Raw genomic sequence first — 15,016 nt, forward strand, 5'->3', positions numbered from 1 at the left:
ATGTTAGCGATCGATGAGGGGCGGCTAGTTCAGAATGCCGTACTCGCGCATCAGGGCGACATAGGCCGGGTCTTCGCGCAGCGAGTCGAGGTCGCCGTCGTTTTCCAGATACTCGAAGTCGTCATACCCTTGCTCGAGCGCCGCCCGCAGGGCCGCGATCGCCTCGCGGCGATACCCGCCGACGGCCAGGCTGCACGCCAGGTTGTAACGAATCACGAAATCCGTCGGCAGCAGTTCGGCCAGACGGCGATCGATCACCAGGGCCCGCTCATGCAGCCCCTTGCGCGACAGCAATTCCCCCTGACAGCGCAACACGTCGATGTAGTTCGGATCGCGCTGGAGGATGCGATCGTAAAATGCAATGTCAAAATCGAGCTGTCCGCGGGCGAACGGCTCGGCTTTGCCGGCAGGTTTGTCCTGAGGTGTCGCGCTTCGCGAGTCGTCTGCCGATGGCATCGATGATTCTCCCGGAAATCAAGATCGCGTCGCTCGTGCAGTCGGACTTCAGGCCATCAATCATGCCAACCGGGCAGTTGACCCGTCAACACCGCTCTCGGCCGGCCATCGCCTGGAACACCTGGAGCCTGGAACACCTGGGGCCTGGGACACCTGGGGCCTGGGACACCTGGGAAGTGTCCCGGTCAGGAACGCTCCCGCGGGTCCAACGGCGCTGGATCGAGTCGGTGCAGGGCTCAAAGCTCTCCGTTACAGCCACAGCAACACCAATCCATCGCTAAGAATAGCTTACGCGACATCGTTCCCTCGACAAGGCCGCCTCACGATAGGCAAACGATACATCAGTGCTTTGAGAGGCAAATAAGTCGATTTCTTGCCGGAAATTCCGGTTAGCGAACTGCGTCGGTCACACCATTCCGGGTGTCGATGGGGCCGACTTTGGAGCGTACCCAAGAAGTGTCGCGGCTGATTGTCACGGAACCATCGTCGGCTGGTTGCAACGCACGAGCTTGTCACGGTGCCGTGGCTTACCCAGTCTTCGGTCGCGGTCTGGCGCATGCCTGCTCCGCGAAGCAATGATTCCCATGACCGAGACTTCGGTTGCCATCGAGAGCGCTTGTCTGCCGATAGAAGAAGGGCGCGACTCCGCGCTGCGCGTCGTCCTTGCTAGCTGGAAACCTGGCACTGATTTGCGGTGGTCGCCACATCTCACACGTTTACACGCGCTGGTTACCGTATGGAAGAAAATGCTCGCTCTCTGGTTCAGCCGATCGCTGACGGCGCGGGCGCTGTCGCGAGAAAGGTCTCGAAGAACGTCGCCAGGCCGTTTCGCCGTTTGGCAAAGAAGCTTGCCAGGCCGATGCAAAACCGCCGCGCTATCAAGATCTTCGAGGCCTATGACCAGTCGCTCAGCAAAGTCGCGATCTCACCACCATTGCCGCTATCTTCGCCCGCCAGCGCGCACCGCCGCATTCATGCGGTTTACTTCTGCTGTCACCGCGATTTCACGATGCTGCGCATGTCGCTGGTTAGCCTGCTTGCGCACGGAGGCGGAAAGATATCGCGCATTTATGTCTACGAGGACGAGTCTGACCCGTTAACGGGTGACGAGAAGCGTGATCTGCTGTCGTTGACTCCGCTCTCGATCGTTTCCGGACCTCGCTACACGGGCTGGGGCGCTGAAGCGCTCGTGCGCGGACTGAATTTCTATCGCCGGATGCTGGCCGACGTGCCCGCGGGGGCTTCCGCCTGGCTTCTGAAGATTGACGCCGATCTGCTGTTTCTGAACAGCCATGTCTTTCAGCAGATTGCCGACTGTCGGGAGGACATGTTCGGCCAGCCGTACACGCATCCGCGTGGCCTGACGTATTCGCAAGGGGGCTGTTACGCGATCACGACGGAGTTTCTGCATCGGCTACTGGCGACACCCGTGTCCGAAGTCATGCACACGCTGAGCGCCAAAATCGGGATGCCGATCTCGCACCTTCCTGAAGATGCGTGCGTTTTTTCGCTGGCTGCGCGGAACGGGCCGCGGGTGAAATTCTCGGATTTCTATCTGCCAGCGGAGCGGATTCCCACCTTCGTGCCCTCGGCGACCGAGCCGGCGAGCGCGATTCATTTCGAAACCGGCGGCGGTAAGAATCTGCGCCTGCACATGCCGAGAATCGCGAATTGTGCGGCATCGCCCAGCGAATCCCGTCGTGCCGCTTGATCGCCGCCCGCGTAAGGCACGCTTGCTCCCGACAGCACCGCTAGCTTCTCCGGTTGCTGGGGGCCACTGGTGGCTTGTCGACCAGTGCAGAATCGCCGGAAATCCTGGCGAACAAGCCGCCCGTGGCACCCTGTTCCAGGCCGTGAGCCGTTCTGCAACAGCGATTCCGCGCGCTATTTCAATCGAGGGCTGCCGGAAAAGCTTCGCCACTTTCCCCAGCTCGATTAATGCGAAAGGCGAGCGCAGCCGATACATCCCATCACGGTGGTGCCGGCCGTGCCGACGTTGCCTCGCACGAACGGCCCAGGCGGGAGCGGTTTTCAGGCGGATTTACATCGGCCAATAGTCTACGAGCCCAACAATGCCCATTGCGCCCAACGTCTGCTTTGCATCGAACGTCGGCATCACGTATCCGGACCTGGTGAACCTGTATGGCTGCACGATCGGCGAGGGGACGCGGATCGGGCCCTTTGTCGAGATCCAAAAGAACTCGTCCGTCGGAGCTCGCTGCAAAATCAGCTCGCACACCTTCGTCTGCGAAGGGGTGACGATCGAAGACGAGGTCTTCGTCGGTCATCACGTGTGCTTCATCAACGACCGTTATCCGCGCGCGACCGGGGCATCGGGTCAGTTGCAAACCGAGGCGGACTGGAAAGTCGTTCCCACGCGCGTCTGCCGCGGGGCCTCGATCGGTTCGGGCGCCGTGATCATGTGCGGCGTCACGATCGGGGCGAACGCCACGGTCGGCGCCGGCGCCGTCGTGACGCATGACGTCGCGCCGGGCGACGTCGTGGCCGGCGTGCCCGCCGCTCATTTGGCCAGCGCAAGCAAATCTGCGCCCGTCGCGGCGAGCAACAAAGTGCCGTTTCTCGACCTTACCGAACACAACCGGCGGATCGAATCGGAATGGAAGCCGGCCATCGACGCCGTCACGTCGCAATCGCAATTCATACTCGGGCCGGCGGTCGAGCGATTCGAAGCGGCTTTCGCTCGCTACATCGGCGTCGATTATTGCGTGGGGCTGAACAACGGCACCTCGGCCTTGCAACTCGCGCTACAGGCCTGCGACGTCGGCCCCGGCGATGAAGTCATTACCACGCCGCACACCTGGATCAGCACGACCTGGGCCATCAGCTACGTCGGCGCGAAGCCTGTCTACGTTGACGTCGACCGCAAGACTGCCACGATCAATCCGGCGCTCGTCGAGCGTGCCATCACTCCGCGCACCAAGGCCTTGTTACCCGTGCATCTCTACGGCCAGGCATGCGATCTGGACGCGCTTAAGAATCTGGCTGACAAATACCAGCTCGTACTGATCGAAGACACGGCGCAGGCGCACGGCGCCATGCACCGCGGCCGCCGGCTCGGCTCGGTCGGGCACGTCGGGTGCTTCAGCTTCTACCCTGGTAAGAATCTTGGTGCGTTTGGCGAGGCCGGCGCCATCGTCACGGGCTCGGCCGATATCGCGGCACGCGTCCGGCGGCTCCGCGATCACGCACAAGACGGACGGCATAACCACGTCGAGCTCGGCTACAACGCTCGCATGGAGGGACTGCAAGGAGCGGTGCTCGAGGTCAAGCTCCGCCACCTCGACGATTGGAACGCGGCGCGCCGCGCGCATGCCAGGCGGTACACCGAATTACTCGCCGGCCTGCCCGAGCTGACCTTGCCTACGGCCACGAACGCCGAAGGGCACGTGTGGCACTTGTATGTGGTGCTGCTCAACGGAGTCGATCGTAAGGCCTTGATGGCGCAGTTGGCCGATCGCGGCGTGGCCACGGCGATCCACTATCCGACGCTCGTCCCCTTCCAGCCGGCGTACGCACATCTGGGCTATGGCCGTGGCGTGTTTCCGGTCGCCGAGGATATCGCCAGCCGCTGCTTGTCGCTGCCGATGTACGCCGAATTGACCGACGCGCAGATCCTGCACGTCGTGCAGGCGATGAAGGAATGCCTGGCAACATCCCGTGCCGCCCGGATCCAGGTAGTCCCCGCCCCATTGGGATTTCCCCTGGGGAACGCCGCTCATACGAACTCACACCTTTCCAAGTGAACGCCTATGAAACTCGATGGCCAAACGGTCCTTGTGACGGGCGGAGCCGGCTTCATCGGCTCGCATCTGGTCGAAACGCTGCGGAATTGCACGGTGCGTGTGCTCGACGATCTGTCGACCGGCAAGGAGGCTAACCTGGCCGACGTGCGGCGTCACGGACGCGTCGAATTCGTCCACGGCGATATACGCAATCGCGCGCTGGTCGCGACGGTGTTGCGCGACGTCGACACGGTATTTCACCTTGCCTGTCGCGGCGTGCGGCACTCGATTGGCAATCCGCAGGAAAGCCACGAGGTGAACGCCGCGGGCACTTTGACGTTGCTGGCCGAAGCGCGCCGGGTCGGCGTCAAGCGGTTCCTGCACGTTTCGTCGTCCGAGGTCTACGGCACGGCCCGGCGGGCGCCGATGGACGAAGATCATCCGACATTTCCGGAAACTGTTTATGGCGCCGCGAAGCTGGCCGGCGAGGCGTACGCTCGGGCTTACCATCAAACGTACGGTTTGCCGACGATCGTCGTGCGGCCGTTCAATAACTTCGGGCCGCGCAGCCATCACGAAGGCGATTCCGGTGAAGTGATTCCTCGTTTTGTCGTGTGGGCCTTGAACGGCCAGCCGCCGATCATCTTTGGCGACGGTTCGCAAACGCGCGATTTTATCTACGTCGGCGAAACCGCGCACTGGTTGTGCCGTGCGGCCGAATGCGATGCCCTGGTGGGCCGAACGGTCAACCTTGGCTCGGGGGTCGAGACCTCGGTCAGCCAGTTGGCGAAAATCGTTTTCGAAGAGGCGGGACTGCCGCACATCCAACCGAATCACCAGCCGAAGCGACCGGGCGACGTGCAGCGGCACCTGGCCGACGTGCGCCTGGCTCGCGAGGTGCTTGGCTTCAATACGCGGATCGACGTGCGCGAGGGAATCAAGCGCGTGCTCGCCCACGTGCGGGCCCAGTCGCGCAGTGCGGCCGACCTGTTGGCCGAGACGAACCCGTTCAACTGGCAAACCGTCGGAGAATTGGTGACGTGATTCCGATTACACTGCCCTTGTTTGGGCCGGAGGAAGAGCAGGCGGCAGCGGCAGCCATTCGTAGCGGTTGGGTCACGCAAGGGCCACAGGTCGCGGCCTTCGAGCGCGCCGTCGCCGATTACTGCGGCGCGGCCCACGCCGTTGCCGTGAGCAACTGCACCACCGCCTTGCACTTGGCGCTGCTGCTGCACGGCATTGGGCCGGGCGACGAAGTGATTTGCCCGTCGATGTCGTTCATTGCGACGGCCAATTCGATCCGTTATACCGGGGCGACGCCGATCTTTGCCGAGGTCGATCCGCGGACTTACAACCTTGACGTCGAGGCCGCCCGCGCGGCGATTACAACGCGCACCAAGGCGATCTTGCTGGTGCATCAGATCGGTCTGCCGGCCGATTTGGACGATTTTTACGCGCTCGCCGAAAAGCGGGGCCTGAAGATCATCGAAGACGCTGCCTGCGCGATCGGCAGCAAATATCGTGGCCGCCCGATCGGCAGCCATGCCGAAACGGCCTGCTTCAGCTTTCACCCGCGCAAAGTGATCACGACCGGCGAAGGGGGAATCATAACGACCAGCCGGGCCGACTTCGCCGAGCGGCTGCGTCTGCTTCGCCAGCACGGGATGAGCGTTTCGGATGCGGCGCGGCATTCGTCACGCAAAGTGGTCATCGAGAGCTACGAGTGCCTGGGCTACAACTATCGGATGACGGATATCCAGGGAGCGATTGGAATCGAACAGATGAAGCGGCTGGCGGGAATCGTCGCTCGTCGGCGAGAGCTGGCCGCGCGCTATTCGAAAGCACTTGAGGGTCATCCGTGGTTGCTAGCCCCGTTCGTACCAGAGTGGGCCGAGCCGAATTTTCAGAGCTACGCGGTGCAACTGGCACCGAAGGCGCCAGTGTCTCGTGACGATCTCATGCAGTCGCTTCTCGAACGCGGAATCGCCACGCGCCGCGGGATCATGCTCGCGCATTTGGAACCCGCCTGCGCCGACCTGCCGCCGCGCCATTTGCCGCGCTCGGAACAGGCCAGCACGCGCTCGCTGCTCTTGCCCCTTTATCCGCAAATGACCGACGACCAGCAGCGCGAAGTGATCGCGGCGCTGGGCGCCGTCGGTCAAGCGCACGCGGCGATTGCGCCGCCCCATTCGATCGGCGGCATCATCAATGCCGCGCCTGTCTCGCGAATTTAGTCTCGCGGATCGTGTCAGAGCAGGTCGAAGTGCGCGCGTGGCACTCTGAACATTAGCCCGAAGCGCCAGCGAGGGTAGAACGCGAATGAGCCGGTAGTTCCTCGCTCGCGATTCGGGCTGCTTTCCGGTCGGCTTTAAAAGCTCGGGCCAGGCTCACGCCTGCGTGTGCGCGCAAGTCCGTGGCGTCGTACGCTCACGACACGCCCCTTCTTTCGACCTACGTCCGGGACACTTCCCGGCCCCCTCCAGTATGGTTACCCCCCACGAAGATTTCGCGGCTGCTTTGGTGAGCCAGACGGGCTCATAACGGGTATGACCGCGCGCTTCCGGGCAACCTGACCGTGGGCCGAAATCCATCAGTGCCTGCGCGATTTCGTGAAGTATTAGTTGAGTGGTGGCTGATCGTTTGATGGCCGCCACAACTTGTCATTGGGGCGTATCGCCTGACGTTTCGAGATTGCTTGTTCGGCTGGGCACGTCCTCGGACGACGAGGCCAGCAGGCACGCGGTTGCGTGCGTAGCTCCCGGTATCAATGCTTCTTGATTGGCTATTCTCTGGCGATGCCTGGCGCGACGCCCCGGTGCCCCGGCGGCCCGGTTTGCACGCGCGCCGCTTGCGCTTCGAGCAGCTCGAAGATCGCATCGCATTGACGATCGTCGCCGGCGGCGACGGTTCGCAGAACACGACGCCCCCGACCGACGATCCCGGTTTTGCCAACATCGGCATTCGCGGTAGCGGCAGCGCTGTTTACTTGGGGGATGGCTGGGTCTTGACCGCGACGCATGTGGGCGCGGGTGCCACCTGGTTCAACGGCACCCTTTACAACGCGGTGGCTAACTCAGCGGTCCAACTCCTGAACCCGCCGGGCGCCGGCTATACGACCACCACGGATCTGACGTTGTATCAGATTGACGGACGGCCCGACTTGCCCTCGGTCTCGATCGGCAGCGCCGCGCCGGCCGTCGGCTGGAATGTGATCATGATCGGCAACGGCCGCGACCGCCAGTCGAGCGAAGTCTATTGGACCTCGTCCTGGCAGCCGTCGGCAACGCCATCGTCGTACGCCGGGTATCTGTGGAACACCTCGATGCAGAACATTCGTTGGGGGACGAATGTCATTAGTCAGGTCGGCTTCGCGCAAGGTGTTGACACCGATTCCGAAACCGCCTTTGCCACGCAATTCACGGCCAATGTCGCCAACGAAGGGACCGGCTCCTGGGGAGACTCCGGCGGCGGCGTGTTTCATAAGGATGCCAGCGGCAACTGGCAACTCGTCGGCATCATGTTCTCGATCAGCACCCTTCCCGGCGAGCCGATCGGGGCCTCGGCTTTCGGCGATATCACGTACATGGCCGACCTGTCGGTTTATCGCAGCCAGATTCTCAACATTATCGGCGTCGATCATGCCCCCGTCGGCACCTCGAACACCATCACCGTCGCCCAGGGCGCTTCGGTCACGTTTACGGTGGGCGAATTCGGTTTCAGCGATCCATCCGACTCGCCAGCCAACAACTTTGCGGCCGTGAAGGTCACGAGCCTTCCGGCCCTGGGCACGCTGACCGACAACGGCACGCCGGTCACGGCCGGGCAGTTCGTGTCGGTCGCTGACATCGCGGCCAATAAACTCGTTTACACCATCTCCTCGAACCCCGGCGGAGCCAGCTCCACAGCGTTCACGTTCCAGGTTGAAGACGACGGCAGCACCGCCGGCGGCGGAGTCAATCTCGACCCTTCGCCGAAGACGATGACGCTGGACTTGTCGCACGACGATCTGACGCCGCCGACGGTGGCGGCCGTGACGCCGCTCGGCGCCTCGACGGGCGTGTCCGTAAACACGCCTGTGACGGTGACGTTCAGCGAAGCCGTGAATCCCTCGAGCGTGACCACGAGTACGATCCAGCTGCGCGACTCGAACAACAACCTGGTCGCCGGCACGGTCACGTACAACGCCGCGACGAAAACCGCGACGCTCACGCCGACGAGTTCCCTGTCGAACTCGATGATGTACATGATGACGATCGTGGGGGGCGCCGGCGGCGTGACGGATCTGGCCGGCAACTCGTTGGCGACGAATATCTTCTCGTCTTTCACCACGGTCGCGGCCCCTCCACCGGACACCACGCCGCCGACCGTGGTCTCGGTAACGCCGATCGGCGCCTCGACGGGCGTGGCCACGAGCGCGGTCGTCACCGTGACGTTCAGCGAAGCGCTGAACGTGTCGACGGTCAATAGCGGCACGATCCAGCTGCGCGATTCGAATGGCAACCTGGTGAGCGGCACCGTCAGTTACAACGCGGCGACCAAAACGGCTACGTTTACGCCCACCAGCGCGCTATCGAACTCGATGATGTACATGCTGACGGTGGTCGGCGGCACGGGCGGCGTAACGGACCTGGCCGGCAACGCGCTGGCCACGAATATCTTTTCGTCGTTTACGACGGTCGCTGGGGATACTACGCCGCCGACTGTCGTGTCGGTAACACCGCTGGGCGCGTCGACGGGGGTTTCGGTAAATACGCCAGTGACGGTGACGTTCAGCGAAGCTTTGAGCGTCGCCAGCGTCACGACGAATACGATCCAGCTGCGCGACGCGAACAATAACCTGGTCGCCGGCACGGTCACGTACAACACGGCGAACTTCACCGCGACCTTTACTCCTAGCGCCGCGCTATCGAACTCGACGACTTACATGCTCACGATTGTGGGCGGCGCTGGCGGCGTGACGGATGTGGCCGGCAATGCGCTGGCAACGAATATCTTTTCATCGTTCACGACGGTCGCTGGAGATACTACGCCGCCGACCGTCGTTGCCGTGACGCCCGTCGGCGCCTCGACCGGTGTGGCCGTGAATACTCCGGTCACGGTGGCGTTCAGCGAAGCCTTGAACCCCGCGACTATCAGCACAAGTACGTTCCAGCTGCGCGACTCGAACAACAATCTCGTCGCGGCGACGGTCGCCTATAGCTCGGCGACGAAGACGGTGATTCTGACGCCGACGAGCGCGCTGTCGAACTCGATGACCTACATGTTGACCGTCGTCGGTGGCACGGGCGGCGTCACGGACCTGGCCGGCAATGCGCTGGCAACGAATATCTTTTCGTCGTTCACGACGGTAGCCGGGGCGCCGGTAGATACCACGCCGCCGACGGTCGTCGGAGTGATCCCGATCGGAGCTTCGACGGGCGTAGCCGTTAACGCGCCGGTGATCGTCAGGTTCAGTGAACCTCTGAACGGAGCCACCATCAGCGGCAGCACGTTCCAGTTGCGCGACGCGAACAACAATCTCGTCCCGACCTCGATCGCTTACACGCCGTCGACGAACACCGTGGTCCTTACGCCCACGAGTGTCCTGGCGAACTCGATGACGTACATGTTGACCATCGTCGGCGGGGCGAGTGGCGTGAAGGACCTGGCCGGCAATGCCGTAGCGACGAACATCTTTTCGTCGTTTACCACCGTGGCTGGGGCACCGGCGGATACCACGCCGCCGACCGTTGTGGCGGTGACGCCCGTCGGCGCTTCGACTGGTGTGGCCGTGAATACGCCGGTGACGGTGAAGTTCAGTGAAGCTCTGAACCCCGGAACGATCACCGCGAGCACGTTCCAGCTGCGCGATTCGAATAACAATCTCGTCGCGACAACGATTGCCTATAGCTCGGCGACGAACACAGTGATCCTCACGCCCACGAGCGCCCTGGCGAACTCGATGACGTACATGCTGACGGTCGTCGGCGGGGCAAATGGCGTGAAGGACGTGGCTGGCAACGCCGTGGCTACGAACATCTTTTCGTCGTTCACCACTGTCGCCGCAGCGCCAGCAGACACCACGCCGCCGACGATCGTGGGAGTGATCCCCGTGGGAGCTTCGTCGGGCGTCGCCGTGAGCGCTTCGGTAATCGTGCGGTTTAGCGAAGCCCTGAACGAAGCGACGATCAGCAACAGCACGTTCCAGTTGCGCGACGCGAACAACAATCTCGTCGCGACCTCAATCTCTTACACCGCGTCGACAAACACCGTGATCCTTACGCCGACGAGTGCCCTGGCAAACTCGATGACGTACATGCTAACCGTGGTCGGCGGATCGGCTGGCGTCAAGGACCTGGCGGGCAATGCCCTGGCCGCCAACACTTTCTCGTCGTTCACGACCGTGGCGGCCCCCAGCGCGACCAGCAGCCTGTGGCCGGCGAGCACGGTGCCCACGAATCCTGACAGCGGCGAAAACAGCGCCATCGAAGTCGGCGTCAAATTCACCGCCAGTACGAACGGCTACGTGACGGGCATCGAGTTCTACAAGGCTGCCGCCAATACGGGTACGCATACCGGCAGTTTGTGGTCGAGCACCGGTCAGTTGCTGGCCACGGGCACCTTTACGAACGAGACCGCCAGTGGCTGGCAGACCTTGGTCCTCAATACGCCCGTCGCCATCACGGCCGGCACCACGTACGTGGCCAGCTACCACACGACTGTTGGTCACTACGCCTTTACGCACTCGTACTTCAGCGCCCCGTACTCCAATGGCGCGCTGAACGTGCCGGTGAACGGCGGCGTGTACGTTTACGGCAACAGCGCCTTCCCCACGCAGTCGTACCTGGGGACGAACTATTGGGTCGATGTGCTGTTCACCACCGTAGCGCCGGTAGACACCACACCGCCGACGATCGTGTCGGTAACGCCGACCGGCGCCTCGACCAACGTGCCGACGACTTCACCGGTCTCGATCGCCTTTAGCGAGGCATTGAGCGCCGCCAGCGTCACGACCAACACGATCCAGCTGCGCGATGCGAACAATAATCTCGTGGCCGGCACGGTCGGCTATAACGCGACGAACAACACGGTCACGTTTACGCCGACGAGCGCGCTTGCCTACTCGACGACGTACGTATTGACCGTGGTCGGCGGTGCCAGCGGCGTGAAGGATTTGGCCGGCAACGCTTTGGCCTCGAACATCTTCTCGTCGTTCACGACGGCGGGCGCGCCCAGCCCGAACAGCACACTGTGGTCGACTGGCACAGTCCCCTCGACAGTCGACAGTGGTGACGGTCAAGCCGTGGAGCTGGGCGTCAAGTTCACCGCCACCGCCAACGGCTACGTTACGGGCGTCGAGTTCTACAAGGCCGCGGCCAACACCGGCACGCATACCGGCAGCCTGTGGTCGTCGACGGGACAGTTGCTCGCCACCGGCACCTTCACGAACGAAACCGCCAGCGGCTGGCAGACCTTGACCTTTGCGAGCCCCGTGGCAATCACCGCCGGCACGACGTACGTGGCGGGCTATTACGCCCCGGCGGGACATTACTCCGTGACGCGCTCGTATTTCACCTCGGGCTATACGAGTGGCTCCTTGCAAGTGCTCCCCAGCGGGGGCGTCTACATGTACGGCAGCGGCGCCTTCCCCACGCAGTCGTACCAGGCGAGCAACTACTGGGTCGACGTCCTGTTCACCACGATCAGGCCGGTGGACACGACACCGCCGACGGTCGTCTCGGTGACACCGGTCGGCGCTTCGACGGGCGTGGGCACGAATTCGCCGATCACGGTTACGTTCAGCGAGGCGTTAACCGTTGCCAGCGTCACGAGCAGCACGCTCCAATTGCGCGACGCGAACAACAACCTGGTTCCAGCAACGGTGAGCTATAACGCTGCGACGAATACCGCCACCTTGACACCCATCACCGCACTAGCCAACTCGATGACCTACGTGCTGACCGTCGTCGGTGGCGCGGGTGGCGTCAAAGACCTTGCCGGCAATCCCCTGGCCGCCAACACTTTCTCGTCGTTCACGACGGTACCCGCTTTGGGGACGGCCACCGCTTTGTGGGACGCTACCATCACGCCGACAACGCCCGATAGCGGCGACAACCGAGCGATCGAAGTCGGGGTTAAATTCACTGCCAGCACCGATGGCTTCATCACCGGCATCTCATTCTATAAATCGACGAACAATACCGGCACGCATACCGGCAGCCTGTGGTCGTCGACAGGGCAATTGCTGGCCACAGGCACTTTCACGAATGAGACTGCCAGCGGCTGGCAGACCCTGGTCTTTGATAATCCCGTGGCCATCACCGCGGGCACGACCTACGTGGCCAGCTACCACACGAACGTAGGCTACTACGCGTACACCCACTCGTACTTCGCTTCGCCCTATTCCAGCGGAGTGCTTACCGTCGCGGCGAATGGTGGCGTCTATTCTTACGGCGACAGCGCCTTCCCCACGGCGAGCTACATGGCAACCAACTACTGGGTCGAGCCGATCTTCCGACCCATCGGTAGCTGATCGGCCGTGGAGTGGCCAACGGTTGCCTAATCCTCGCCATGCCAGCAATGCCAGCGTCGGCCTTTGCGAGCTTGCCGAGAGCCGGCCGAGTGCCCTTGGCGCGTTGCGGCACCGCATCTATTGTCTTGCCGCTCGCGACATTAGCGAAGGTCGCCGATCCCTTTCTCCGGCCGGAAGGTTCCGATGCGAATTCTTTTTGTGGGCGGTATGTACCGCGGCTATCGACTTGCGCAACGCCTGCTCGAGCGCGGCGAGAACATCGTCGGCGCCTTTGTCTACGAGGAAGACGCCCACGAGGCTCCGAAGTACGCCGAGCACATTGCGTCCCTGTTTGCGTCGCGCAACGTGTGGTGCAAAGCCACGCGCAAGATCACCGAGAACCACGCGGCCGACGTCGTCGGTCGCCTGGCGCCGGATGTGATCTTCTGCCTGGGTTGGCGCACGCTCATTCCGCCCGGCATGCTGGCCGCGACGCCACGTGGTGGCATTGCGGTACACGATTCCCTGCTGCCGCGCCTGCGCGGGTTTGCGCCGACGAACTGGGGCATGATCCTGGGGCACGAGCGCTTGGGCGCAACGCTCTTTCAACTCACCGATGAAGTGGACGCCGGTGTGATCTATTTTCAAGAAAAGATCGAGCCTGCTCCGCGTGAAAGCTTTGCGTCGATTCAGGAGCGGATCGCGGAAGTCTCCGTACGGCTGTTCGAGCGTTTTCTCGACGGCGCCCGGGCGGGCACGCTGAGCCCCCGCGTCCAATGCGAGGAACTAGCCAGCTATGCCTGCTCGCGCCGACCGCAAGACGGGGAAATCAACTGGCATGAGTCGAGCGAAAGCATCGATCGGCTGGTGCGCGCGCTAGGGCGCCCCGGGCCGGGCGCTTTCACCTATTACCAGGGGCGCGAGCTGTCGATCCTCGATGCCCACGCATTACCAAACCCGAAGAAATTCGAAGGGCGCGTGATCGGGCGGGTCTTTGATCGCGATCCGGCGACCGGAACGGCCGACGTGTTGTGCGGCGAAGGGGTATTGCGCATTGCGCGCGTGCAGCGCGGCGCCGAGCCCGAGCAACCGGCCGCGGTCGTGCTGACGAGCGTCCGAGAATCCTTGGGGATGAATCATTCGCACGAAATCGTGAGTTTGCGCACGCGCGTCGAGGAGCTGGAACAGCTGATTCGCCGCCTTGGCGCTTCAGACGAAACGCAGGCCGGCGCCGCGGAGGGCGCGGACCGGATTCCCTTGCCGAGGCGCGCTTCGGCGTGATCTTTCGGCCGCAACAAGGATGTGAAGATGATTCGAGTGGGCGTAATCGGCGCCGGCTACTGGGGCCCGAACCTGATTCGTAATTTCAACGTCTGTCCCGACACGCAACTCGTGGCCGTTTGCGATCGGGACGAGGCGCGGCTGAAAAAGGCAATCGCCGGGCTGCCCGAAGTGCAGCCGATCCGCGAACTCGACGAGCTGCTCGCCCGCGGTGATATCGACGCCGTGGCAATTGCCACGCCGGTCGCCACGCACGCACCGATGGGCCTGGCGGCGCTGCGTGCTGGCAAGCACGTATTGCTGGAAAAGCCGCTCGCCGCCTCGGTCCAGGAGGCCAAGGAGCTCGTGCGAGTCGCCAAGGACCTCGACCGGGTGTTGATGGTCGATCACACGTTCATCTACAGCGGACCGGTGCAAAAGATCAAGCAATTGATCGAGTCGGGCGAAATCGGCGACCTGTACTTCATCGACAGCGTGCGGATCAACCTCGGCCTGTTCCAGCACGACGTGAACGTGGTTTGGGATCTTGCGCCGCATGACCTTTCGATTCTCGATTTCCTGATTGGCCGGCTGCCCAAGAGCTTGTCGGCGTTCGGGACTTCGCACGCCGACAACGTGCGCGAGATCGAGGACGTCGCGTATCTGAATCTCGACATGGGCGATGGCCTGCTGGCTTCGTTCCATGTCAATTGGCTGAGCCCGGTGAAAGTCCGACATTTCATTATCGGCGGCAGCCGCAAGAGCATCGTCTACGACGATCTCGAGCCGGCCGAGAAGGTGAAGGTCTACGATCGCGGCATCACGGTGAACGGTGACATCGACGCCCGCCGTGGCGTGCTCGTGGGCTATCGGACCGGCGACGTCTGGTCGCCGCATATTGCACATTCCGAGCCGCTGGCCTTGATGGTCAAGCACTTTGCCGAGTGCATACGCGACCACAAAGAGCCGCTGACCAGCGGTCAATCGGGTCTGCGGGTGGTGCAGATTCTGGACGCGGCCCAGCGCAGCATCAAAGCGCAAGGGGGCCGGATCACGCTGTAAGCCG

The 15,016-nt window shown here is 62.8% G+C and carries 8 protein-coding genes; 7 read left to right on the forward strand and 1 reads right to left on the reverse strand.

The window, feature by feature from the left end; genetic code table 11:
• Window positions 1-24 precede the first annotated feature (24 nt).
• On the reverse strand, window positions 25-456 hold the full coding sequence (locus VHD36_20350) for a hypothetical protein (GenBank protein HVU89692.1): 432 nt from the start codon (window positions 454-456) through the stop codon (window positions 25-27).
• 859 nt (window positions 457-1,315) lie between these two features.
• Here VHD36_20350 and VHD36_20355 point away from each other — a divergent pair.
• The 7 genes from VHD36_20355 (at window position 1,316) to VHD36_20385 (ending at window position 15,012) form a co-directional block, all read left to right on the forward strand.
• Entirely contained in the window at window positions 1,316-2,167 is an 852-nt protein-coding gene (locus VHD36_20355; GenBank protein HVU89693.1) for a hypothetical protein, read from the forward strand.
• A 361-nt stretch (window positions 2,168-2,528) separates the two neighbouring features.
• Window positions 2,529-4,220, forward strand: a complete 1,692-nt coding sequence (locus VHD36_20360) for an aminotransferase class I/II-fold pyridoxal phosphate-dependent enzyme (GenBank protein ID HVU89694.1) — start codon at window positions 2,529-2,531, stop codon at window positions 4,218-4,220.
• Window positions 4,221-4,226: 6 nt separating this feature from the next.
• Window positions 4,227-5,243: a GDP-mannose 4,6-dehydratase gene (locus tag VHD36_20365; protein ID HVU89695.1), complete on the forward strand. Its 1,017-nt coding sequence runs from the start codon at window positions 4,227-4,229 to the stop codon at window positions 5,241-5,243.
• Window positions 5,240-6,433 (forward strand): DegT/DnrJ/EryC1/StrS family aminotransferase, encoded by a 1,194-nt coding sequence (locus VHD36_20370; protein HVU89696.1) that lies wholly within the window; start codon window positions 5,240-5,242, stop codon window positions 6,431-6,433. Before VHD36_20365 ends, VHD36_20370 begins: the two co-directional genes overlap by 4 nt.
• A gap of 581 nt (window positions 6,434-7,014) precedes the next feature.
• On the forward strand, window positions 7,015-12,711 hold the full coding sequence (locus tag VHD36_20375; protein ID HVU89697.1) for an Ig-like domain-containing protein: 5,697 nt from the start codon (window positions 7,015-7,017) through the stop codon (window positions 12,709-12,711).
• 183 nt (window positions 12,712-12,894) lie between these two features.
• A complete protein-coding gene (locus VHD36_20380) occupies window positions 12,895-13,971 on the forward strand; it encodes a formyltransferase family protein (GenBank protein HVU89698.1) in 1,077 nt (358 codons plus the stop codon).
• A 27-nt stretch (window positions 13,972-13,998) separates the two neighbouring features.
• Window positions 13,999-15,012, forward strand: a complete 1,014-nt coding sequence (locus VHD36_20385; GenBank protein HVU89699.1) for a Gfo/Idh/MocA family oxidoreductase — start codon at window positions 13,999-14,001, stop codon at window positions 15,010-15,012.
• The last annotated feature ends 4 nt before the right edge of the window (window positions 15,013-15,016 follow it).

The organism is Pirellulales bacterium (assembly GCA_035546535.1).
GTDB lineage: Bacteria > Planctomycetota > Planctomycetia > Pirellulales > JACPPG01 > JACPPG01.

What these genes read in the sequence shown, in the direction of transcription:
- VHD36_20350 (HVU89692.1), bottom strand. Translation starts at nt 456, where the DNA reads ATGCCATCGGCAGACGACTCGCGAAGCGCGACACCTCAGGACAAACCT.
- VHD36_20355 (HVU89693.1), top strand. Translation starts at nt 1,316, where the DNA reads ATGCAAAACCGCCGCGCTATCAAGATCTTCGAGGCCTATGACCAGTCG.
- VHD36_20360 (HVU89694.1), top strand. Translation starts at nt 2,529, where the DNA reads ATGCCCATTGCGCCCAACGTCTGCTTTGCATCGAACGTCGGCATCACG.
- VHD36_20365 (HVU89695.1), top strand. Translation starts at nt 4,227, where the DNA reads ATGAAACTCGATGGCCAAACGGTCCTTGTGACGGGCGGAGCCGGCTTC.
- VHD36_20380 (HVU89698.1), top strand. Translation starts at nt 12,895, where the DNA reads ATGCGAATTCTTTTTGTGGGCGGTATGTACCGCGGCTATCGACTTGCG.
- VHD36_20385 (HVU89699.1), top strand. Translation starts at nt 13,999, where the DNA reads ATGATTCGAGTGGGCGTAATCGGCGCCGGCTACTGGGGCCCGAACCTG.